Annotated in this window: 24 protein-coding genes and 3 tRNA genes; 11 read left to right on the forward strand and 16 right to left on the reverse strand. The window is 70.0% G+C overall.

Annotation, left to right across the window (positions count from 1 at the left end):
- Positions 1-55 precede the first annotated feature (55 nt).
- Positions 56-1429 (forward strand): CoA transferase, encoded by a 1374-nt coding sequence (locus AC1DYG_RS10270; protein ID WP_477639760.1) that lies wholly within the window; start codon positions 56-58, stop codon positions 1427-1429.
- Here the strand turns inward: AC1DYG_RS10270 and AC1DYG_RS10275 are convergent.
- The 4 genes from AC1DYG_RS10275 to AC1DYG_RS10290 are packed head-to-tail and all read right to left on the reverse strand — an operon-like array spanning position 1426 to position 3971.
- A complete protein-coding gene (locus tag AC1DYG_RS10275) occupies positions 1426-2175 on the reverse strand; it encodes an energy-coupling factor ABC transporter ATP-binding protein (RefSeq protein WP_477639761.1) in 750 nt (249 codons plus the stop codon). The two genes, AC1DYG_RS10270 and AC1DYG_RS10275, sit on opposite strands and share 4 nt — an antisense overlap.
- Positions 2172-2933 carry a cobalt ECF transporter T component CbiQ gene (gene cbiQ, locus AC1DYG_RS10280; RefSeq protein WP_477639762.1) on the reverse strand — a complete coding sequence of 254 codons (762 nt, stop codon included), beginning with the start codon at positions 2931-2933 and terminating at the stop codon, positions 2172-2174. The genes AC1DYG_RS10275 and cbiQ overlap by 4 nt, the downstream gene beginning before the upstream one ends.
- A gap of 1 nt (position 2934) precedes the next feature.
- Positions 2935-3285, reverse strand: coding sequence for a PDGLE domain-containing protein (locus tag AC1DYG_RS10285; RefSeq protein WP_477639763.1), 351 nt, complete (start codon positions 3283-3285; stop codon positions 2935-2937).
- Positions 3282-3971, reverse strand: a complete 690-nt coding sequence (locus AC1DYG_RS10290) for an energy-coupling factor ABC transporter permease (protein ID WP_477639764.1) — start codon at positions 3969-3971, stop codon at positions 3282-3284. The genes AC1DYG_RS10285 and AC1DYG_RS10290 overlap by 4 nt, the downstream gene beginning before the upstream one ends.
- Positions 3972-4172: 201 nt before the next feature.
- Here AC1DYG_RS10290 and bcp point away from each other — a divergent pair, with 201 nt between their 5' ends.
- Positions 4173-4643 (forward strand): thioredoxin-dependent thiol peroxidase, encoded by a 471-nt coding sequence (bcp, locus tag AC1DYG_RS10295; RefSeq protein ID WP_477639765.1) that lies wholly within the window; start codon positions 4173-4175, stop codon positions 4641-4643.
- Positions 4644-4678: 35 nt separating this feature from the next.
- Positions 4679-4966: a DUF3618 domain-containing protein gene (locus AC1DYG_RS10300; RefSeq protein WP_477639766.1), complete on the forward strand. Its 288-nt coding sequence runs from the start codon at positions 4679-4681 to the stop codon at positions 4964-4966.
- A 73-nt stretch (positions 4967-5039) separates the two neighbouring features.
- Here the strand turns inward: AC1DYG_RS10300 and AC1DYG_RS10305 are convergent, their stop codons facing one another.
- From AC1DYG_RS10305 to AC1DYG_RS10315, 3 genes are all read right to left on the reverse strand, one after another.
- Positions 5040-5525 carry a rhodanese-like domain-containing protein gene (locus tag AC1DYG_RS10305; protein WP_477639767.1) on the reverse strand — a complete coding sequence of 162 codons (486 nt, stop codon included), beginning with the start codon at positions 5523-5525 and terminating at the stop codon, positions 5040-5042.
- Positions 5522-6007, reverse strand: a complete 486-nt coding sequence (locus AC1DYG_RS10310; protein ID WP_477639768.1) for a cysteine dioxygenase — start codon at positions 6005-6007, stop codon at positions 5522-5524. The genes AC1DYG_RS10305 and AC1DYG_RS10310 overlap by 4 nt, the downstream gene beginning before the upstream one ends.
- Before the next feature lie 427 nt (positions 6008-6434).
- Positions 6435-7679: a glycoside hydrolase family 1 protein gene (locus AC1DYG_RS10315; RefSeq protein WP_477639769.1), complete on the reverse strand. Its 1245-nt coding sequence runs from the start codon at positions 7677-7679 to the stop codon at positions 6435-6437.
- A gap of 57 nt (positions 7680-7736) precedes the next feature.
- Between AC1DYG_RS10315 and AC1DYG_RS10320 the strand changes: the two genes are divergently transcribed.
- Positions 7737-7940: a hypothetical protein gene (locus AC1DYG_RS10320; RefSeq protein WP_477639770.1), complete on the forward strand. Its 204-nt coding sequence runs from the start codon at positions 7737-7739 to the stop codon at positions 7938-7940.
- 33 nt (positions 7941-7973) lie between these two features.
- Here the strand turns inward: AC1DYG_RS10320 and AC1DYG_RS10325 are convergent, their stop codons facing one another.
- The 3 genes from AC1DYG_RS10325 to AC1DYG_RS10335 all read right to left on the reverse strand — a co-directional run bounded on the left by AC1DYG_RS10325 (position 7974) and on the right by AC1DYG_RS10335 (position 9912).
- Positions 7974-8705 carry a sulfite exporter TauE/SafE family protein gene (locus AC1DYG_RS10325; RefSeq protein ID WP_477639915.1) on the reverse strand — a complete coding sequence of 244 codons (732 nt, stop codon included), beginning with the start codon at positions 8703-8705 and terminating at the stop codon, positions 7974-7976.
- A gap of 245 nt (positions 8706-8950) precedes the next feature.
- Positions 8951-9475 carry a TetR/AcrR family transcriptional regulator gene (locus tag AC1DYG_RS10330; protein WP_477639771.1) on the reverse strand — a complete coding sequence of 175 codons (525 nt, stop codon included), beginning with the start codon at positions 9473-9475 and terminating at the stop codon, positions 8951-8953.
- A complete protein-coding gene (locus AC1DYG_RS10335) occupies positions 9472-9912 on the reverse strand; it encodes an SRPBCC family protein (RefSeq protein WP_477639772.1) in 441 nt (146 codons plus the stop codon). The genes AC1DYG_RS10330 and AC1DYG_RS10335 overlap by 4 nt, the downstream gene beginning before the upstream one ends.
- Positions 9913-10288: 376 nt before the next feature.
- Between AC1DYG_RS10335 and AC1DYG_RS10340 the strand changes: the two genes are divergently transcribed.
- Positions 10289-11536, forward strand: coding sequence for an IS481 family transposase (locus AC1DYG_RS10340; RefSeq protein ID WP_477639773.1), 1248 nt, complete (start codon positions 10289-10291; stop codon positions 11534-11536).
- 9 nt (positions 11537-11545) lie between these two features.
- Here the strand turns inward: AC1DYG_RS10340 and AC1DYG_RS10345 are convergent.
- The 5 genes from AC1DYG_RS10345 to orn all read right to left on the reverse strand — a co-directional run bounded on the left by AC1DYG_RS10345 (position 11546) and on the right by orn (position 14029).
- Positions 11546-11621: transfer RNA gene (locus AC1DYG_RS10345), tRNA-Lys, on the reverse strand.
- A gap of 58 nt (positions 11622-11679) precedes the next feature.
- On the reverse strand, positions 11680-12312 hold the full coding sequence (locus tag AC1DYG_RS10350) for a copper resistance CopC family protein (RefSeq protein ID WP_477639916.1): 633 nt from the start codon (positions 12310-12312) through the stop codon (positions 11680-11682).
- 126 nt (positions 12313-12438) lie between these two features.
- Positions 12439-13089, reverse strand: a complete 651-nt coding sequence (locus tag AC1DYG_RS10355; RefSeq protein WP_477639774.1) for a class I SAM-dependent methyltransferase — start codon at positions 13087-13089, stop codon at positions 12439-12441.
- Positions 13090-13170: 81 nt separating this feature from the next.
- Positions 13171-13246 (reverse strand) — tRNA-His (locus AC1DYG_RS10360).
- Positions 13247-13399: 153 nt separating this feature from the next.
- A complete protein-coding gene (gene orn / locus AC1DYG_RS10365; protein ID WP_477639775.1) occupies positions 13400-14029 on the reverse strand; it encodes an oligoribonuclease in 630 nt (209 codons plus the stop codon).
- A gap of 65 nt (positions 14030-14094) precedes the next feature.
- Here orn and AC1DYG_RS10370 point away from each other — a divergent pair, with 65 nt between their 5' ends.
- From AC1DYG_RS10370 to AC1DYG_RS10380, 3 genes are all read left to right on the forward strand, one after another.
- Positions 14095-15294: a PrsW family intramembrane metalloprotease gene (locus tag AC1DYG_RS10370; protein ID WP_477639776.1), complete on the forward strand. Its 1200-nt coding sequence runs from the start codon at positions 14095-14097 to the stop codon at positions 15292-15294.
- 10 nt (positions 15295-15304) lie between these two features.
- On the forward strand, positions 15305-16585 hold the full coding sequence (locus AC1DYG_RS10375) for a M20 metallopeptidase family protein (protein ID WP_477639777.1): 1281 nt from the start codon (positions 15305-15307) through the stop codon (positions 16583-16585).
- Positions 16586-16598: 13 nt separating this feature from the next.
- Positions 16599-16672: transfer RNA gene (locus AC1DYG_RS10380), tRNA-Arg, on the forward strand.
- Between the two features lie 34 nt (positions 16673-16706).
- On the opposite strand, the gene thpR is transcribed toward AC1DYG_RS10380, so the two are convergent.
- Positions 16707-17273: an RNA 2',3'-cyclic phosphodiesterase gene (gene thpR / locus AC1DYG_RS10385; protein ID WP_477639778.1), complete on the reverse strand. Its 567-nt coding sequence runs from the start codon at positions 17271-17273 to the stop codon at positions 16707-16709.
- Positions 17274-17333: 60 nt separating this feature from the next.
- Here thpR and AC1DYG_RS10390 point away from each other — a divergent pair, with 60 nt between their 5' ends.
- From AC1DYG_RS10390 to AC1DYG_RS10400, 3 genes are all read left to right on the forward strand, one after another.
- On the forward strand, positions 17334-18095 hold the full coding sequence (locus tag AC1DYG_RS10390; RefSeq protein WP_477639779.1) for a hypothetical protein: 762 nt from the start codon (positions 17334-17336) through the stop codon (positions 18093-18095).
- A gap of 165 nt (positions 18096-18260) precedes the next feature.
- Positions 18261-19967 carry a dynamin family protein gene (locus AC1DYG_RS10395; protein ID WP_477639780.1) on the forward strand — a complete coding sequence of 569 codons (1707 nt, stop codon included), beginning with the start codon at positions 18261-18263 and terminating at the stop codon, positions 19965-19967.
- Complete coding sequence (locus tag AC1DYG_RS10400) at positions 19964-21676, forward strand: GTPase (RefSeq protein WP_477639781.1); 1713 nt, start codon at positions 19964-19966, stop codon at positions 21674-21676. Before AC1DYG_RS10395 ends, AC1DYG_RS10400 begins: the two co-directional genes overlap by 4 nt.
- The last annotated feature ends 3 nt before the right edge of the window (positions 21677-21679 follow it).

The raw sequence follows: 21679 nt of genomic DNA on the forward strand, positions 1-21679 counted from the left end.
CCGAGGCTTGCCCTGCCGACCCGGACGGTGTGTGGGGGCGGCATAGAGTCGACCTGTGAACCACCTGCTTCGCGAGGTGCTCCCGGCTCTCGGCCTGGACGAGGGGTATGCCGCGGCGTACCTCGACCTGGGCGCCGACAGTGCCCTTCCTGCTGCGCTGCCGGTGAACACCCTCGCCTGCGGCTCGGTCGCGGCTGCCGGTCTCGCCGCTGCCGCGCTGCACGGCTCCCGGCGGGTGCACGTCGATCCACGCCAGGTGTCGGTGTCGTTCCGGAACGACCAGCTGCAGACCGTGGATGGCGTGCACGCGCCCGGATTCGCCCCCCTGTCAGGGTTCTTCGAGGCGCGGGACGGCTGGGTCCGCACCCACGCCAACTATCCCCACCACCGGGTGCGGTTGCTGCGGGCCCTCGGTCTGGCCGAGGAAGCGACCCGCGAGGACGCCGCGACGGCCATCGCTGAACGGTCGGCCCAGGAGGTCGAGGACCTGGTGACAGCCGACCACGGCATCGCCGTGCGAGTGCGGTCGGTGCGCGAGTGGATGGCCTCGGACCAGGGCGGCGCCGTGGCCGGCCACGACCTGCTCTCCGTGCAGACCCTTCCCAGCCCAGGCACCGCAGGAGTTCCGTCAGCGGGCCCGGTCCCCGTGCCCGAACGCCCGCGGGTCCTCGACCTCACCCGGGTGCTCGCCGGGCCGGTCGCCACGCGGACCTTGGCACTGCTGGGCTGCGACGTGCTGCGGGTCGACAGCCCCCACCTGCCCGAGCTGGAGGCCCTCCACCTCGACACGGACGCGGGCAAGCGCTCGACCCTCGTCGACCTGCACGACGAGCACGCGCGCCACCGCCTCCACGAGCTCCTGGCCGGCGCCGACGTGCTGGTCACCGGCTACCGGCCAGGAGCGCTCGCGGCCTACGGGTTGGACCCGGACCGCCTCGCCGAGCAGCATCCCCATCTCGTCTGCGCGAGCCTGACGGCCTGGACCCCGACAGGGCCCTGGGGCAGGCGACGCGGGTTCGACAGCATCGTCCAGGCGGCCACCGGGATGGCGCTCATCGAGTCGCGGGACGAGGCCATGCCCGGAGCGCTGCCCGCGCAGGCGCTCGACCACGCGACCGGCTACCTGCTGGCGGCCGGCGTGCTGGCGGCCCTGCGGCGCCGGGCGACGGACGGCGGCACCTGGCGAGTGGGGGCCCACCTGGCCCGCACCGCCCACTGGTTGCTGCAGACTGATGCCCTCGACGCGCCCGCCCTGGCGATCGACGACCCGAGCCCTTGGCTGGTCGAGTCCAAGACGGCCTCCGGCCGGGTCGCCCAGTCGCGCCCAGCCTTCAGAATCGACGACGGGCCAAGGGAATTCGCGTGGGTGGGGCGCCGATGGGGGAGCGACCCCGCCGTCTGGGATGCGGCGACCACGTGGACTGACTAGGGGGCCGGGATGGTCCGCGGGTCGAACCCGAACGGCAGCTCGAGCCGGTGGGCCGTCATGAGGGCGTCGTCGGTGAGGACGTCCCGGGTTGGCCCGTCCGCGACGACGACCCCGTCGGACAGCACGACTGACCGCGGGCACAGCTCGTAGGCGTAGGGCAGGTCGTGGGTGACCATCAGCACCGTGACGTCGAGGGAGCGGACGATGTCGGCGAGCTCGCGCCGCGATGCGGGGTCGAGGTTGGACGACGGCTCGTCGAGCACCAGGATCTCCGGCTCCATCGCCAGCACGGTCGCGACCGCGACGCGACGACGCTGCCCGAACGACAGGTGGTGTGGCGGACGGTCGATGAAGTCGACCATTCCCACCCGGTCGAGAGCCGCGAGGACCCGCGCCTCGAGGGCCGCACCGCGCAGCCCGAGGTTGGCGGGGCCGAACTCGACATCGGCGCGCACCGACGGCATGAAGAGCTGGTCGTCTGGGTCCTGGAAGACCACGCCCACCCGTCGCCGGATCTCCGTCAGGTTGTCCTTGGTCACGGGCATCCCTGACACGGCCACGGTGCCGGCGCCGGCGGTGAGGATGCCGTTGAGGTGCAACACCAGCGTCGTCTTGCCGGCGCCGTTGGGGCCGAGCAGGGCGACGCGTTCGCCTTGGTGCACATGGAGGTTCACGCCGAACAGTGCCTGGTGGCCGTCAGGGTAGGCATAGGCCAGGCCCTGCACGTCGAGGACGGGAGTGGTCACAGCGACACCACCGCGAGCAGGGTGGCCAGTGCCGCAGCCGGGAGTGTGCCGGCCAGCCGCCACTGCTCGCGGGTCGCCGTCATGGCGTGGGTCACCGGGAGCTGACCGGTGTAGCCGCGGGAGAGCATGGCGAGGTGCACCCGCTCGCCGCGCTCGTAGGAACGGATGAACAACGCGCCCGCGGTCGTGGCCAGGACGGGCCAGGACCGGACGTCCCGCGACCGGAAGCCGCGGGACTCGCGCGCGACCTTCATGCGTGCCATCTCCCCGGTGACGACTTCGAGGTAGCGCACCATGAAGCCCATGATCTGCACGAGCTGGTGAGGCAGGCGCAGTCGTTCCAGCCCCGCCACGACATGTCGCGGTTCGGTGGTGGTCGCGAGCACGAGTGAGGCCATCACGCCCAGGGTGCCCTTGGCCAGTAGTGCCCAAGCGGCGAGCAGACCGCCCTCGGAGAGCCGCAGCGGACCCACGTCGACTCGTGGCCCCGTCGCCACGAACGGCATCAGCAGGGCGAAGACCACGAAGGGCACCTCGACGACCATCCGCTTGGCGTAGTAGGCGAACGGCACCCGGGAGCAGCGCTGGGCGACCAGCACGAGGGCGAGGTAGACGGCATACGCGACGAACGCCGTCCGTGGGGTGAGCACCACGGTGACGACGAAGCCCAGCAGCGCCACGAGCTTGGCGTGGGCGGGCAGCCGGTGGACGACTGAGTGCCCGTGGAAGTGCAGGTGGTGACCGTGTCCGGCGCCCACGTCAGCCGTCCCCGTCCCCGGAGGATTCGGTGGGGGTGTCTTCGGCGCTGTCGTTGTCGCTGCCAGGGCGGCGCCGGACCGCCAGGAAGAGGCCACCCGCGAGCACGAAGACGAGCGTGGCTCCCGCGACGCCGGCGATCCCGCCCGAGAGCCTTGCGTTCTCGACGCCTCGGGTGGCATAGCCGGCGAACGGTGAGCCGTCGGTGGCGTGGGCCCCCGCAGAGTCCAGGAAGCCCTTCTTCCCGGCCACGAACACGAGGCCGTCGGGGTGGCTGGAGGCGTAGAACGACACGACTCCCGCAAGGAACAGCGACACGAGGACGCCGACGACGACGAGGCGGCGGGTGCTCATGCCGGCACCTCGTCGCGGATCGTCAGAGTGCGTTGCCGCAGGCTGTGTCGCGCGCCGTAGACGAGATCCGGACGCACGGTGACGATGCTGGAGACGGCCAGTGCGGTGATGACTGCCTCCCCGATTCCGATGATGGTGTGCACGCTCACCATGGCGGTGGCCACCGTGGCGAACGGCACGTCGGCGTTCCCGCCGATGGCGAACAGGACCGAGAACCCGAACGCTGCCGTCGGCACCGAGACGAGCCCCGCCACCGCCGCAGCGGGGATGACCGACGCCGGCCGTTGGGGCAGCAGGGCCCGCACGCCGACGAAGACGAGCCAGCCGACCCACACGCCGACCAGGCCCATGAGGGTGATGTTGGTGCCGAGCGCGGTGAGGCCGCCGTCGGCCATCAGGGTGGCCTGCACGATCAGCACGACCGTGATGGCGAGCGTTGCCGTCCACGGACCGACAAGGACCGCCGCGAGGGCGCCGCCGAGGAGGTGGCCCGACGTGCCGGCACCGATGGGGAAGTTCAGCATCTGGGTCGCGAAGATGAACAACGCCACGAGCCCGGCCAGGGGGGCGGTGCGGTCGTCGAGCTCACGACGGGCACTCCGGAGAGCCAGTCCCACCCCGGCGACCGCGACGACGGCAGTGCCGACCGACGTCGGTGCGTCGAGGAATCCGTCGGGGACGTGCACGGCTCGCTCCTGTCTTGAGGTGGTGCAGGCTCTCGAGATGTTGGCGTCCTGAGGCCCTGGTGATTCGGAGCCCGGGCGTCGCGTGGATGTCGTCCTGAGGTGGCGGTCGCCCGGCTGGGATAGGTTGGGAACCGCTGGTGGCATCACGCTATTGCAATTGACTCGCAATAACACTATCCGAACGACGAGGAGCAGACAGCAGTGGCCGAGCGACTGACCGCGGGTGACACCGCCCCGGACTTCACCCTGCCCGACGACCAGGGCGGCGAGGTCTCCCTCTCCGACCTGCGCGGCACCAAGGTCATCGTCTACTTCTACCCGGCCGCGATGACCCCCGGCTGCACCACGCAGGCCTGCGACTTCAGCGACAACATCAACACCCTCAAGCGTGAGGGCTACGAGGTGCTCGGCATCTCGCCCGACAAGCCCGAGAAGCTGGCGAAGTTCCGCGAGCACGACGGACTCACCATCCGGTTGCTGTCCGACGCGGACCGGTCGGTGATGAACTCCTACGCAGCCTTCGGCGAGAAGAAGCTCTACGGCAAGACCGTCGAGGGGGTCATCCGCAGCACCGTCGTCGTCGACGAGGCCGGCAAGGTCTCCCACGCCTGGTACAACGTCAAGGCCACCGGTCACGTCGCCAAGCTGCGCCGCGACCTCGGTCTCGGCTGACCCGTTCTGCCCGCCCGATCCACCAAGGAGCCCGCATGAGCGAGAACTCGAGCAAGCCTTCGGCCGACAGCGGCAAGTCCGTCGACCAGATCGAGGCCGACATCGCCGCCGCGCGGGAGCGCCTCGCGGGCACCGTGGACGAGCTGCACACCCGCACGGCCCCACAGGAGATCGCCCGGCGGCAGGTCGAGTCGCTCAGGACCAGGTTCACCGAGGCAACCCGCACCGAGTCCGGTGACCTGCGCACCGAACGCATCGCCGCGCTCGCAGCTGCCGCCGTCGCGCTCATCGGCCTGGGAGCGGCGCGACGCCGTCACCGCTGAGCCCCGGGACTGGGCCACAAGACACGCAACGGCGAGGTATGCCGCGGGGCTGGGCCCCGCGGMATACCTCACCTCAGGTGGCGATCGGCAGGCCAGCCTCGCGCCATGCGCGGAAGCCGCCGATGACGTCGGTGGCCCGGTGGATTCCCAAGCGCAGCAACGCATCTGCGGCCAAGGACGACGTGAAGCCCTCCTGGCACAGGACCAGCGCGCGGGTGTCAAAGGTGGCGAACGGGAGCCGCGCCTCGTGCCGAGGGTCGAAGCGCCACTCCAGGACGTTGCGCTCGATGACGAGCGGTCCGAGATGGGCTGCGACCTCGCCCTCGAAAGCGCGCTGTGCTGCGGGCCGGATGTCGACGAGGACGGCGCGTCCGTGGAGCACCTCCTGGTAGGCGCCGCGCGCGCTGACCCGGTCCAGCCGGCTGCGGGCGTCCCTGAGCTGGTCGTCGATGCCGGTGTAGGTCGGGGCGTCCCAGCCGCGACCGGCCGATGCTGCGGTCGGCGTCGCGGTCGGGTCGCTGAACAGGCGGGTCTCCCAGTGGACGGTCGTGGCGCTCACCACTGCTCTCCCGCCCGCTCGACGCCGGTCTGGCGCAGCGTGTTGTCCAGCAGGGCGTAGCGAGTCATGCCCCGCAGCGCGGGGGAGTAGACGTGGACCGACAGCGCGGGTCGGTCGCCGAGGTTGGCCACGTTGTGGATGTGGCGCGCGCCGAACGAGCGACCCTCGCCCTCCCACAGGTAGCGGTCGTGTGCGGCGTTCGCCGACCAGGACTGCTCGGCGAGCTCACCCTTGACGGTGAGGAAGGCGCCCTCCGACTTGAGGTGGTCGTGCCAGCCGGTGGACGTCCCGACCGGCCAGTGGATCAGCCAGATCTCGAGGTGGGCGGTGGCGTCGAGCCGGCGCCAGCTGCGCTCGGTGGCGTTCAGGTCGACCTCGCGTTCGAGATCGGGGTCGGTGGCAAACAGCTGCGCGGTCCGCAGCAATTGGCTACGGGTGAAGCGGTTGACGCCGGGTGTGCCGGCGGTGGTGATGGCGGTCATGGTCCTGCTCCTGATGATGGGTGAGGGTCGAGCGGTCGGAATGCGGTGCGGGGCAACACATTCGGCGACAGAGCGAGCCCTGGGTCAGGTGCAGGTCGAGGTGGATGCGGTGGTATGCCGCGTGGCTGAGGAGGGGTGGAACCATGGCTTCGTCTTCCGATCGGGCGGCGCGCTCACGATGGGGCGCCGAGGCTGGTGCGGGCTGGGGTCAGGCGCAGCAGCAACACCGCATGACGCCGCTGCACATGGAGCCCATGTGCATGCAGAACGCCGCGGTGGTCGAAGACATGGCACTAGTGGAGCACGACGTGGGGGGCGTCGTCCACGGGGAGGGGCGCGCGTCTCGCAACCCGGGACGCGACCGGATCGAGGTAAACGCGCCGGGAGTCCCCGGCGCGTTTACCTCGACCGAGCGGGGGATGGGCGGTCAGGGTGCGCTCGAGTGTTGCTGCACCAGGGCTGTGTACGCAGCGGCGCTCGGTTTGGGCGTGCGCGCGAAGGTCTCGCGGTCGACCTCGTGGAGGCCGAGTGCCGACTCATAGCCGAAGACCCACTCGAAGTTGTCGAGCAGGGTCCAGTGGAGGTAGCCCAGCACGGGCACCCCGTCCGCCATGGCGGCGACGAGCCCGTCGAGGGCCGGTGCCAGGAACGCGGCTCGCTGGCGGTCGTCGGCGGTCGCCATGCCGTGCTCGGTGACCAGGATCGGCACACCGGTCTCCTCGAATGCGTACCGAACGGCGCCCCCGAGCGAGGCCGGCTCGATTGCCGAGCCCATCTGGTTGCGCTCGGCGTCGGCCGGCGGGGGGACCTCGCCGGTGCCGTCGTAGGCCATCCGTTCGTAGTTCTGGACGCCGATGAAGTCGTCGTCCCTGGCCAGCTCGAACCACCGGCCGTAGACCTCGGCCCGCTTCCGGTCGCGGACGGAGGCGTCGTCACCGACCACGACGTCATCGACGACGGCGATGGAGAAGCCGACAGGCAGGTCGGGGCGGCGCCCCTTGATCGCGGCCTTCGCGGCACGGTGGCCGGCCGTGAGCCCGTCGCCGATCGCGTCGAACTCCTCTGGAACGACGACGTTCGACGCGCGGTAGCGCTCGACGCCTGCCGAAACGCCGGCGGCCTCCAGGTTCGCGCGCTCGAGGTCGTGGACGAACTGCGGGATGTGCAGCCACGAGAGGAGCCGAGGCAGGTTCGGCTCATTGAGCGTCACGGCATGCGAGATACGGTCCCCGAACCGGTCCATCACCACGCCGCAGTAGCGGGCGAAGAGCTCGGGGGCATCAGCGGCCAGCCAGCCACCCTTCGCGGCGAACCAGTGCGGTGCGGTGAAGTGGTTGAAGGTGATGATCGGCGCTATTCCGACCGCGATGCAGCCGTCGACCATGGCCTCGTAGTGGTCGAGGGCTTCGGGAGAGAAGGTGCCCTCGTCGGGTTCGACCCGGGCCCACTCGACGGAGAAGCGATAGGCATTGAGCCGCATGGCCTTCACCAGGTCGATGTCCTCCTGCCACAGGACCCAGTTGTTCGTCGCCTTGCCGGAGGGCTCACGGAAGGGAGTGGGGTCGGTGTGCTCGAGGAACCACGTGTCGCTGTTGGTGTTGTCGCCCTCGTTCTGGTGGCCGGCGGTCGAGACCCCCCAGAGGAAGCCCTCGGGCATCGCGATGTCGGTCATGGTGTTTCTCCTTGTCGTGGATCGGTGGGTGAGTCGGTGCCGCGGTAGCGGAAGTTGGTGAAGGCGACGGTGCCCTCGACGGCGTACACGCCGACGACTCTCCACGCAACTGGCCTCGTCGGGTCCGCAGACAAGATCGTCGACGCCATCGGTCAGTACGGTGAGATCGGCGCAAGTCGTGTCTATCTACAGACCCTTGATCTGAGCGACATCGATCACCTTGAGGAGATCGCGTCCACCGTGCTGCCCCAAGTGAAGTGACAGGCGCCGGCGCACGAACCGCCGACTTGGCGGCTAGGCGACCATCAGCACCGTGGCTGAGACGAGCGTTGCCACGAGCACCGCCCGGTCAAAGTGCGATTGGCTCAGGCGCCGGGCCGTGTGAAGTCCGACCCAGCTCCCCAGCAACACAGCAGGGGTAAGAAGCAGGGACCGAACGAGGGTCGTCTCCGAGAACAAGCCCAGGCCGGCGCTGAAGGGCACCTTGCAAAGGTTGACCCCAAGGAAGAACACGGCGTTCGTTCCCAAGAAGCGTTGCTTCTCGACCCCTTTCGCGACGAGGTAGAGCGTCATCACAGCCCCTGCGGCATTTGCGGTCATCGTGGCGAAACCCGCTGCCAAGCCGGTGGAGAGGCTCGCCCACCTTGACGATGCGTGTGTCGCGACTTCCCGTTCTGCGCGCTGAATCACGAGCTGCAGGAGGCCGAGGACAAAGAGCATCACTCCGATCCCGCGACGCAGCACGGCATCGTCGACCGTGGCAAGGAACAGTGACCCGAAAACGAGTCCGGGCAGGACCGCTGGGATCAGCGCACGCAGGAGCCGCAGGTCGGCAGCGTGGCGGTAGCGCCACACCGCCACGCAGTCACCTACAAGCAGCAACACGAGCAAGGCTGCGGTCGACTCTCTTGTCGGGAGCGCCAACGCAAACAACGCGACTGCGATTGTCGCCACTCCGCCGATGGACGTCTTGGCGAACCCGACCAACAAGGCCGCGGCAACCATGAGGGCCCAGTTCAGGCCCATGAGTCGCACCGGCCAATCGAATCGGGGAGGCCTACCCCAAGGCCCTCCGCCGCGGTGCGGTGGTGAGGCAGGGTCCGGCGAAGAGCTGCCATCTCGGAGAAGGTACAGATCCGAGTGACGTTCAACGCGCACAAGTCCGCCACGAGAGACAGACGCCAGTCCGGCCAAGCGCAGGTCAGGGGCTCTCTTGGGCGCGGCTTTGTCAACGGCGGCTGAAGCTGATCACTTATCCACCGGGCAAATGATCAGCTCGCGCTGGAGTCGGCGCGGTTGTCGGGGCCGGGGTCGAATGCCGCCACCAAGGCGTCCCAGGCAGCTTGGACGTCCGCATCCTCGGGGAACCGGTTCGCCAGCTCGAGGTCGACCAGCCCGTGGGCCGCGGCCCAGAGAGCGCGCGCCCGGTCCACGTTCCAGCCGGCCAGGGCCACCAGGCGTGCTGACGCAGCCGTCTCCACGCCGTCCCTGAGTTGGTCGCGGTGCAATGGCCTTCTCGTCGTCAGCTCGTACAGACGTGGATGTGCCAGCGCCCATTGGCGGTACGCGTGGGCAAGGGCACGGAGATCGCCGGCGGGGTGCAGGGCGTTACCCAACTGGGTCAGTGCCCGTTCCTGAAGCGCCGCCTCGATCTGTTCTTTGCCCTCGACGTGCTTGTACAACGAAGGCGCCTGGATGCCGAGCTCGCTCGCGAGGCGTCGCATTGACAGGGCTCCCGTCCCTTCGTCTTCCAGCAACCTCTGGGCGACGTCGACGATCTCCTCCAGGCGGCTCATGCAGCCTTGCCCGCTACCGCCCGCTGCCGTAGCCCGTCGTTCATGGCCTCGAAACCGGCTCGGGTGCGCGCCAGCACCTTCCCGGCGAACGGAACGAGCATGCCGCTGAACTCCTCGGACTGCGTGAGCCGGGTGCCCTGGTCTCCCAAGGACTCCAAGGAAAACGCGTGTCGGCCGTCGAAGATGCCCTTGATGCCCACGGTGCCGAGCCACTCCAAGCGGCGGCCGGGCTCGACCTGCGTCACTGTGGGCTTGAACGTCATGGCTCGACCGCCGGAAGGCGCAATCCTGACCTCGAGCCGTTGGCCAGCGGCCAGCTCTCCGGACAGCTTCGTGATGAACGGGTTCCAGGAGGGGTATGCAGCGGTGTCGACGAGCGTGGCCCACACCCGCTCCTGGGTGACCGGGATGTCGATGACGGTCGTGACATTCTTCATGGCAGCTCTCCTCCAGATGTAGGCTAACGGCGTTAGCCTCTGAGTGGCAGCATGGGCTAACGGCGTTAGCCTGTCAAGGGTCTGATGTCATCCCGAGGCCCACGTCTGGTGCACTCGAGGGAGCTCGACGTCGCGGACGAACGCGTCCACGTGGTGCTCATCGCTGACCCTCAGCCCTGAGCCATGAGCGGACTGGAGGCCCACGGTGATGGAGGCGACGTTGACCGGAGAAGGCGAAAGGGCCGTCGCAGTGCGATCGGCCCCTTCGAGGGTGGTGCGCCATCAGGTGTGATCCGTCAGGACATCCCGGACAGGTCTCTCAAGACATCCCGGACACTTGAGGCCTCAAGGTGGATTCCGCGACGAGGCTGCTGGCGTGTCCAAAGCCCGGCTGGTCATCACCGCGATCGAGATCGAAGGACGCAGGGTCGCCGAGGTGGCGCGAACCTACGGCGTCTCACGCTCGTGGACCTACGAACTGCTCGCCCGCTACCGCGCCGAAGGCGACGCCGCCTTCGAACCACGATCGAGACGACCCACGACCAGCCCCACCGCAATCGCGCCCGCGACGATCGACCTGATCATCCGGCTGCGCAAACAGCTGACCGAGTACGGCATGGACGCCGGACCAGACACCATCGCCTGGCACCTACGGCACCACCACAACGTCCAGGTCTCGACCAGCACCATCGCCCGCACCCTGACCCGGCAAGGCCTGGTCGTCCGGCAACCGAAGAAGCGACCAAAAGCCTCCTACATCCGCTTCGCCGCCGAACAACCCAACGAGACCTGGCAGTCCGACTTCACCCACTACCGCCTCACCGACGGCGCACCCGCCGGCACCGACATCGAGATCCTCACCTGGCTCGACGACCACTCCCGCTACGCCCTACACGTCTCAGCCCACCGGCGAATCAACGGCCGCATCGTGCTGGACACCTTCCGCGACACCGCCGCCGAACACGGCTACCCCGCCTCCGTGCTCAGCGACAACGGCATGGTCTACACGGCCCGGTTCTCCGGCGGCCGCGGTGGACACACCGCCCTGGAGACCGAGCTGCACCGGCTCAACATCACCCAGAAGAACTCCCGACCCAACCACCCCACCACCTGCGGCAAGGTCGAACGCTTCCAGCAGACCCTGAAGAAATGGCTCGCCGCACAACCCACCCAGCCCAGCACCACCGCGCAGCTGCAAGCCCTCATCGACACCTTCGTCGACACCTACAACACCACCCGCCCACACAGCTCCCTGCCACACCGCGCCACCCCCGCGACGACCTACCACGCCCGCCCCAAGACCGGCCCCAGCGCCGACCGAACCAAGGACTCCCACGCCCGAGTCCTCAGCGACAAGGTCGACCCCGACGGCAAGCTCAGCCTGCGACTCAACGGCCGAATGCACCACATCGGCACCGGCGCCGAACACGCCGGCACCCAGGTCCTCAAACTCGTCGACGGACTCCACGTCCGGATCATCAACGCCGCAACCGGGGAACTGCTCCGCGAGCTCACCCTCGACCCAACCAGGAACTACCAGCCCCTCGGCAGACCACCCGGCCCCAAACCAAAAACCAGAAGGCCGGACCCAAATCCTGGGTCCGGCCTGTCCGGGATCTCCTGAGAGATCACATGGTGCGCCATCAGGGACTCGAACCCCGAACCCGCTGATTAAGAGTCAGCTGCTCTGCCAATTGAGCTAATGGCGCGCGAGGAGAGACCTTAGCAGGACGAAGCGGGCGGGGTGAAATCGGCTGACGTCACGGCTCATTCGCCCGGATCGTCGACGGATCGACGGCGACCGGAGGCGACCAGCGCGGTCCCGCCGGCCAGGGCTAGAGCGGCGACGCCGACGGCCAACCCGATCCGCAGACCGCGGCCGCTGTTGGCGTCGGCGGCATCATCGGCGACGGTTGGCGTCGGGCTTGCCGTGGCCGAGTCCACGGTCGCCGGCAGGGGTGTGGCCGACGGAGCACTGGTCGCCGTTGACGGGGGCGTCGAAGCTGCGGCCACCGTGAAGGTCGCCTTGTCCGACACCGGGTGCCCGTCCTCGCTCACGACGCGGAAGGCGACGGTGTAGCGGCCGTTCGGCAGGTCGGGTGCCAGGGCCTGGGTGACGGTCACGCCGTCGACCGCCGCCCTGCCCGTAGACACCGCACCCTGGGCTCCGGTGACGGTCACGGTCGCAAAGCTGGTGCCGATCGGCTCGTTGAAGGTCAGCACTACCCGCGTCGGCGCGGTGGCCAGCGAGGAGCCGTCCTTGGGGGAGATCGACTTCAGCGCCGCGTGGGCGTCGGCGCCCGTCGCCATGACGAGCGAGCTCAGCACGCCCAGGAGGAGTCCGAGGATCGCCACCCAGACACCGATCCGGATGGCCCTGCGCTTGCCGTCGGAGTCCATGAACACCCGACCATCCTGCCGGACAGAGGCGGGATCGGGTCCAACACCCCTGAGCCAGCCCCTGAGTCAGCGCCAGAGCCAGCGCCAGAGCCAGCCGCCAGTAGGCCCGAAAGTCAGTGGGGCGAGTCAGCCGGCCTCGCGGACCAGCCCTTCGACGTGCCAGACGAGCCCGCGGCGAGCGTGCACCGGTGTGAGCCCGCGTTCGCGCAACACCGCGAGCATGGCCTCGGGGGGATGGGTGAACGACTGGAACGGACGACGGATCAGGCGCAGCGCGGCATTCTGCAACGAGATGTAGGCCCGGGTGCCCAGGGTGCGCGGTGGGTGGCTGAACACCAGCAGGTGCCGCGCGTGGTCCGCGGCGGCGCCCAGGAGCCGCTCGTAGTCCGGGTAGCAACAGACGACCCGGTGCAGCACGACCACGTCGGCCATCTCGACCTCCTCAGGCGCCTCGACGATGTCGTGCAGCCGTCGGTCGATCCGATCGGAGAAGCCAGCCTCCTCGGCCAGCGAGCGGGCAGGCCCGTCATAGGCGGCCACGAGCTCGAGGTTGGTCGCCCGGGCCGCGCCACGGCGCAGCAGCTCGAGCTGGAGCTCGCCGACGCCGCCACCGATCTCCAGGACCGAGGCCCCTGTCACTCCTCGACGGGCCAGGAAGTCGACCATGTCGCGCTCGGTCGAGCCCAGGCCGCGCTTGCGGTACCGACGGGCCTGTCGTTGCGCGAAGCGGGGCCCGAAGATCTTCTCGTACCCCTGGGGGTCGCAGCAGCCCGGCATGCGACCAGTCTCCCGTCGCCTGGTCCCCTGCACCAGAGCAGGACGAAGGCCCCCGACCAGCTCGGTCAGGGGCCTTCGGTATGGGGTGAGCGACGGGGCTTGAACCCGCGACCCCCGCGACCACAACGCGGTGCTCTACCAGCTGAGCTACGCCCACCATGCGTCACGACCGGACAATGCCGGCCGCGGAAGCGACGCCAATAGTACCCGTTCCGGAGCCGTGCTCGTGACCACCCCGGAAGACCAGCGCGTCGGTGAGGGAGGCGCCGCCGGCGACCCCGCGGCATACCGAGGGGCCGTCGCGCGTAGGTCAGTTGTGGTTGACCACGTGACGCGCGGCGATGCCCCTGGCGGTGTCGGTGTCGGGACCGGGGGGTGCCACGAAGACAGCCTCGCGGTAGTAGCGCAGCTCGGCGATCGACTCACGGATGTCGGCGAGGGCCCGGTGCCCCCCGGACTTCTTGGGCGAGCCGAAGTAGGCGCGCGGGTACCACCGCCGCGACAGCTCCTTGATCGAGGACACGTCGATGATGCGGTAGTGCAGGTGGGCCTCGAGCTCTGCCATGTCGCGGGCGAGGAAGTTGCGGTCGGTGCCGACGGTGTTGCCGCCCAGCGGCGCCTTGCGCGGCTCGGGCACCCACTCGCGGATGTAGGCGAGCACCTGCTCCTGGGCGTCCTCCATCGTCGTGCCGCCGGCCAGCTCCTCGAGCAGCCCCGAGGTGGTGTGCATGGTGCGCACGAAGTCGTCCATCTGCTCGAGCGCCTCGGCCGGGGGCGTGATGACGACGTCGACGCCGTCACCGAGCTGGTTGAGCTCGAAGTCGGTCACGAGCGCCGCGACCTCGATGAGGGCGTCGGCCTCCAGGGAGAGCCCGGTCATCTCGCAGTCGATCCAGACGATGCGGTCGTTGACGGAGCGGTCGGTGGGGGTGGCAGTCACCGGACCACCATATTGCCCAGTGGTGACAGGGCGGCGCCACGTCCGCCTCGACTACCCTGCCCGTCATGACGTGGGGACCAGAGCAGGGGTATGCCGCGGACGCCTCGCCCGCGGGTGGGCCGGCCTCCGTGCCGCCGGGCCACGTGTCCACCGGCGGGACCGGTCGCGGCAGGCTGCGCGGCTGGCTGCTCACGGGTGTCATCGTCGTGGGGTTCGGCCTGGCAGCGATCGTGCTGTCCGTCTACTACGGGGCGACCCTGGGCCTGGTCACGACTCTCCTGGCCGTGGTGCTCGCGGCCATCCCGCTGGGCATCGTGATCCCGACGTTCCTGTGGCTGGACCGGTTCGAGGCGGAGCCGTGGCGCTACCTCGTGACGGCCTTCCTCTGGGGTGCACTCGTCGCTGCGCTCGCAGCAGGCGTCTTCAACACGGGCGCCAATGTCGCGTTCCAAGCCGCTACCGGTCGTGACGACGACGCGATGCTCGCCACGGCCGTGTTCTCGGCTCCGCTCGTGGAGGAGGCCTGCAAGGGGCTGCTCGTCCTGCTCGTGTGGTGGTTCCGGCGTCGCGAGTTCGACGGGATCATCGACGGGATGGTCTACGCCGGGGTGGTCGCGGCCGGCTTCGCGTTCACCGAGAACATCCAGTACCTCGGCATGGCCTACGACCACGGCGGCGACGCGTCGCTCACCGGCACCTTCATCGCGCGCTGTCTGTTCACTCCGTTCGCCCACCCCATGTTCACGGTGCTCACCGGCATCGGTATCGGGATCGCCGCCACGACGCGCCACCGCGGGCTGAAGGTCTTGGCACCGGTCGCCGGCTACCTCCTGGCGGCGCTGTCCCACGCCGTGTGGAACCTCGCGGCCATCACGGGCGGAGCGGGGCTGCTGTCGGTCTACCTCCTCGTGGAGGTGCCGATCTTCGTCGCCTTCGTGGCCCTGGTGGTCTGGGCGCGCCGCCGAGAGGGACGCCTCATCGGCCGTCACCTCAGTGAGTACGCCGACGCCGGATGGCTGTCACCGAGCGAGGTCCACATGCTCGCGACCATGAACGGGCGCCGGTCCGCCCGCGTCTGGGCGAGGACCTCGGGCGGTCGCTCCATGCTTCGGTCGATGCGCCGGTTCCAGGACTCCGCGAGCGAGCTGGCCCTGCTGCGGGCGCGGATGCACCACAGCGCCGCCGATGAGCGGGCGCTGGAGACCGAACGTGACCTGCTCCAGACCATCACCGCCAGCCGCAGGGACTTCCTCGGGGCGTACTAGCGTGCGGGGCGTGCGCACCCTCGAGATCGCCTCGACCATCGGCCCGGACCTCATCGCGTTGCGGCGCGAGCTGCACCAGATCCCCGAGGTCGGGATGTCGCTGCCGCTGACGCAGCAGGCCGTCCTCGCGGCACTGGACGGCCTGGACCTCGAGATCACCCTGGGGGAGTCGCTCTCGTCGGTCGTCGCCGTGCTCCGCGGCCGCGGAGGCGCCGGGACCGACGCCGGCAGCGACGCCGGGAGCGACGCCGGGAGCGACGCCGAACCTCGCCGCGACGGGCGGCCGGTCGTCCTGCTGCGCGGGGACATGGATGCCCTGCCCGTCCGCGAGGACCTGCCGCTGGACTTCGTGTCACGCCACGAGGGGCTGATGCACGCGTGTGGTCACGACCTGCACGTCGCGGGACTCGTGGGGGCCGCGCGCATCCTGCACGAGCTGCGCGACGAGCTCGCGGGCGATGTCGTCTTCATGTTCCAGCCGGGGGAGGAGGGCCCCGGCGGCGCGAAACCGATGATCGACGAGGGCCTGCTCGAGGCGGCTGGGAGGCGCGTCGACGCGGCATACGCCCTGCACGTGTATTCCTCCGAGCACACGCTGGGGACGTGGTTCGGACGCCCGGGGCCCCTCATGGCGGCGGCCGACGAGGTCAGGGTGCGGGTCGTGGGCGAGGGCGGTCACGGGTCGCAGCCCTTCCGTGCCAAGGATCCGATCCCTGTGGCGTGCGAGATCGTCGTCGCCCTCCAGACGCTGGTGACGCGCCAGTTCAACGTCTTCGACCCGGTCGTCATCACCGTCGGCAAGTTCGTCGGCGGCACCAAGGACAACATCATCTCCGACGACGCGGTGTTCGAGGCGACCGTGCGCAGCCTGTCGGAGGAGGCGCGGGCAGAGGCCAGTCGCAGGATCGAGCTGCTCGCGACCCGGCTCGCGCAGGCGCACGGCCTGACGGCGGAGGTCGAGCACCTGCCGGGCTACCCGGTCACGGTCAACGACGAGGCCGAGTACGCGTTCGCCAAGGACACGATCGTCGACCTGTTCGGAGCGGAGCGCTACGCCCACCAACGCGACCCGGAGATGGGTTCGGAGGACTTCTCCTTCGTGGGGCAGCTGGTGCCGAGCGCCTACGTCAACCTCAGCGCGTGCCGGGTCGCGGACTTCGACTCGGCTCCGGACAACCACTCCCCGCGAGCGGACTTCGACGACTCCGTGGTCCCCGACGGCGCCGCCCTGTTGGCCGAGCTCGCCCTGCGCCGCCTGGCGCAACTGAGTGATGGGGGACGCTCGTCCTAGACTCTGCGCCATTGCCCCCGTAGCTCAGCTGGATAGAGCAAGAGCCTTCTAATCTCTAGGTCGCAGGTTCGAGTCCTGCCGGGGGCGCCCACCGCGGGCGCGAGTGCCTTGGTCGGCCCGGTCAGCCGGCCAGTTCGACCACGGCGATGGGTTCGTAGTGCGGGCGGCCCCTGCCCTCGCCCCGGTGCGACGCGAAGAGGGTGACCTCGTCCGCGGTCCAGGTCGGACCGGCATACGCATCGAGGACACGCAGCCACCGCGTTGCCTCGAAGGGGTGGCGCGAGCGGGCCACGGTGAGGTGCGGCGTGAAGGGCCCGCCCTCGGGGCTGGCGCCGACGTGGCTGCAGGCGCGGCGGACGGCACGCGCCAGCCCGGCGAGGGACTCCAGGGACTCCGACTCCCCATCGACGCCCATCCAGGTGACCCGTGCCTCGTACGGGTTGGGAAAGGCGCCGCCACCCTTGAGGCGCAACGACATGGGACGGCGTTCGCCCACGGCCTCGGCGACCCCGTCCACCAGGGCCTCCACGAGCCGGCTGGGCACGTCAGCCATGAAGGCGGTGGTGACGTGCCAGAGGCTGGAGTCGGTCCACCGCAGGTCCGGGCCGGCGTCCCGGCGGGGGTCGAGGAAATCGGCGAGGTCCTCCAGGGCGGTCTCGGTCGGCACGACGGCGGCAAAGATGCGCATCAGGCCATTGTGGCGGCGCCACCCTCGATTAGATTGGACGCCGGGAGGAAGGGGCCAACGATGCAGCTGACGTCGGTGCGGCTGGACTGGACCCTGCCGCGCACGTGGTTCCTGTCGGCTCGACTGCTCGAGGTGGCCGCGGCGGTGGCTGTGGTCGCGACGGCCTACCAGAGCTGGCTGGTCTTCCAGTCGACGAGCCAGAGCTTCGGGACCAACGGGGAGCAGCTCGCCGAGGCGACGCCGTTCCTCGACAGGCTCTTCGCGTTCGCGATGTACGGGTTCGGCTACGGCCAGTCGCCCACCGGGATCCTCATCGGGTCGCTGCTGCTCCTGGCCGTGCTCGGCATGCTCAACTTCGCGCAGCCGGTCAGCCACGCCGGCCTGCTGCGCTGGGAGACGTTCGCCGTCTGGGTCGCCGCCTTCCTGTTGAACCTGTCCTTCGTGGTGATCACGGCACTGGGACTGGTCCGGGGTGATCCCAACGCGCCCTCGTCGGACACGGAGGCCGTCACGTACGACCCCGGACCCAACACGACCGAGCAGCTGCTCAACGGGGTGGCCATGCCGGTCGTCTGCCTGCTCCTGCTCGCGCTGGCCGCGATCTGGTGGCTGCGGCTGCCGGCGGAGTTCGACGAGCCGGACGACGAACCCGCCCGGGAGCCCCGCCGCTGGCGGCCGGCGCCGGCCCAGGACGCCAACATCGACGACCTCACCCTCGACGGTGTCGAGCTGATCGAACCCGTCGAACGCCTCCAGCCCCGCGCCAGCACCGGCGACGGCTCGACGCCCAGCGGTTACGACGACTACTTCCGACGCTTCTAGACCTGCCCTTCCCCGCGCCCCGAGCCCCCGACAGCGACACGATGGGGTGACCCTCGTCACCCCTGGTCGGCCAGGGCCCCGACCGGACAGGATCTTTACCGAACGACTGCTCCCACCGGGTCTGTCGCGCACGGTGCACAGCGTCCGATTCGTTAGGCTTACGGTGTGATTTCAAGGGACGACGCCATGTCGATGTTGGGCGCCGTGACGACCCTTCGTGAACAGGTCGAGCAGGCGGATCTGCCCCTCGACATCCCCGACGCGGTGACCGGACGCACCACCCGCGACGCCCTCCTCAAGCAGCTCGACGACTACGTCATCCCGCGGCTTCGCTCGCTCGACGCGCCCCTGCTGGCGGTCGTCGGCGGCTCGACCGGGGCGGGCAAGTCCACCTTGGTCAACTCCATCGTCGACGCCGAGGTGAGCCGCTCGGGCGTGCTGCGCCCGACGACGACCACCCCGGTTCTGGTCCACCACCCCCAGGACGCGCGGTGGTTCTCCGACGACCGCGTCCTGCCGGGGCTGAGCCGGGTGACGGGAGCAGGGAGTCCCGACGACGGGGTCAACGCTCTGCGCCTGGTCGTGTCGAGCTCGCTGCCCCCGGGCATGGCCCTGCTGGACGCGCCCGACATCGACTCGGTCGTCAGTGCCAACCGTGCGCTGGCGACCCAGCTGCTCGCGGCAGCCGATCTCTGGCTCTTCGTCACCACGGCCGCCCGATATGCCGATGCCGTCCCGTGGGACCTGCTGCGCCAGGCGTCCGAGCGCGGCACCGCCATCGCCATCGTGCTCGACCGTGTGCCGCCCGAGGCGATGGCCGACATCCGCAGCCACCTCGCCTCGATGTTGCGTGAGCAAGGCTTGTCCACCGCGCCCATCTTCGGGATCCCCGAAGCCGACCTGACCGCCGAGGGACGCCTGCCCGAGCCCGACGTCGCCCGCCTGCGTTCGTGGTTGACCGCGCTCGCCAGCGACGCCCGGGCCCGCTCCGTGATCGTCAAGCAGACCCTCGATGGCGCCCTCGGCAGCCTCGACCACCGGGCTGGGGTCCTAGTCACGGCCACCCGGCAGCAGGCGCAAGCCGTCGACGCGCTGCACGACGCCGCCCACGCGGCATACCGCGAGGCATTGGCCAACGTCGAGCACGGCATGACCGACGGCACCCTGCTGCGCGGCGAGGTGCTGGCCCGCTGGCAGGAGTACGTCGGCACCGGCGAGTTCTTCAAGCAGGTCGAGTCGACGATCTCCAAGGTGCGTGACCGGATCACGGCGGCGCTGAAGGGCCAGGCCCCGCCCGCCGGCGACCTGGGCGAGGCGCTCCAGACCGGCGTCGCCGCCCTCATCAACGCCCAGGGGCAGGGTGCCGCGGCGACGGTCGCCCGCACGTGGCGCCAGCTCCCCGGCGGAGATCGACTGCTCGACAAGACTCCCGAGCTGTCCAAGGCATCGACCGACCTGTCGCCCCAGATCGAGCGGCTCGTGCGTGACTGGCAGGTCGAGGTGCTCGAGCTCGTGCGCGGCGAGGGCAAGGACCGCCGCACCACGGCGCGCATCGCGGCCTACGGCCTCAACGGCATCGGGGTGATCCTGATGCTGGTGGCGTTCGCCCACACCGGTGGCCTGATCGGGGCCGAGGTCGGCATCGCCGGTGGCACCGCAGTGCTCGCCCAGAAGGTGCTCGAGGCGATCTTCGGCGACCAGGCGGTGCGCGACATGGCAGCGAAGGCTCGCAAGCGCCTGCTCGAGCACGTGCAGGAGCTGTATGCCGTGGAGCGACTTCGCTACGACGGCGCCCTCGACGGGGTGGAGACGACAGCAGGCCAGGCCGAACGCCTGGCCGACGCGGCAGCAGCGGTGAAGGCGGTTCGATGAGCCCGTTGAAGATGGGCAGCAAGCAGGTCAAGTCGGTGAGTGCCGAAGAGCTGACCGCGCGCTCGCGTGCCCTCGAGCAGGCGGTCGCCGCAGGTGGCAACCAGCTCGACCGGGCCGCGGTCGCGTCCGCTCGCGCGGTGGTCGACAAGATCGCCGGGCGAATCTCCAAGACCGGCAACCACACGGTGGTCGCCCTCGCCGGGGCCACGGGCTCGGGCAAGTCCAGCCTGTTCAACGCCCTGGTCGGCTCCACCGTGGCAGTGGTCGGGGCGAGGAGGCCGACGACGTCCCGCCCGGTGGCAGCCGTGTGGGGCGACGACGACGCCACCGACCTGCTCGACTGGTTGTCCGTGGCCCAGCGCCACCACGTGGACCCCCTGACGACGGATCCGACAGGCGGCCCCGACAGCCCGTGGAACCTCGACGGGCTGGTGCTGCTCGACCTGCCCGACTTCGACTCGCGGGTCGAAGCGCACCGCGCCGAGTCCGAGCGGGTGCTCGAGCTCGTCGACGTCTTCGTGTGGGTCACCGACCCGCAGAAGTACGCCGATGCCCGGCTGCACGACGACTACCTGCGCACCCTGTCCACCCACCACGCCGTGACCGTCGTGGTGCTCAACCAGGCCGACCGCCTGTCCTCGGATGCGATGGGTCAGATCCGTCGCGACCTCGCGCGGCTGGCGGCGGAGGACGGCATCCCGGGGGTCCAGGTGATCTCCACGTCGGCCACCGGTGGCACGGGGATCGACGACCTCCGGTTGCGCCTGGCGACGGCGGTCGCTGCCCAGAACGCGGCCCAGCACCGGCTCCTCGCTGACGTCTCGGCCAGCGCGACCACCCTGCGCGGGGGAGTGGCCGTGACCGAACCGACCCTGTCCGACACGGTGGACGCCGAGCTGGTCGACGCGCTCTCGCGTGCCGCCGGGATCCCGACGGTGGTGGCGGCCGTCGAGCGCGACTACCGCAACCAGGCCTGGGGGCGCACCGGATGGCCGTTCACCCGCTGGGTGCGAGCCCTGCGCCCCGACCCGATGAAGCGGCTGCGCCTCAACACCCGCGACGCGGTGGAGGAGAAGCTCGCCGTCACTGCGGGCGACGTGCGAACCGTTCTGGGGCGTTCGTCGCTCCCACCGCCCACCCCTGCCGCCCGGTCGGCCGTCGAGCTGGCCACCCGGAAGGTCGGGGACGAGGCGGCGCAAGGCCTGCCGAACCGGTGGGCCGAAGCGATTGCCGACGCGGCCACGCCGCCCGGTCCCGAGCTGGCGGACGCCCTCGACCAGGCGGTCGTGGGCACCTCACTGAAGATGCGCCCCCCGGTGTGGTGGCAGGTCTTCGGGCTCGCCCAGCTCGTCCTTGCCTTCGTCGCGGCCCTCGGGTTCCTCTGGCTGGCCGTGCTCGTGGTGATGGGATGGTTGGCGCTTCCCGAGCTGGACACGCCACGGCTCGGACCACTGCCCTACCCGTTGCTGATGTTCGCCGGAGGCCTGCTGCTGGGGCTTGCGCTCGCAGCGCTCGCCCGCACCCTCGGTCGCGCCGGCGCCCGGCGCCGCGGACAGCGCGTTCGGAACATGTTGACCGACAAGGTCGCCGGGGTCGCCCGTGAGCGGATCGTCGGTCCGGTGCGACTCGTCCTCGACCGGCACCGCGCCACCCGTGAGTCGCTGGACCGCGCGGAGGTGCGGCTGGCCCCGGCCAGCTCGCGTCGCTAGGCG

The sequence above is a fragment of the Pedococcus sp. P1_H8 genome, from assembly GCF_056405175.1.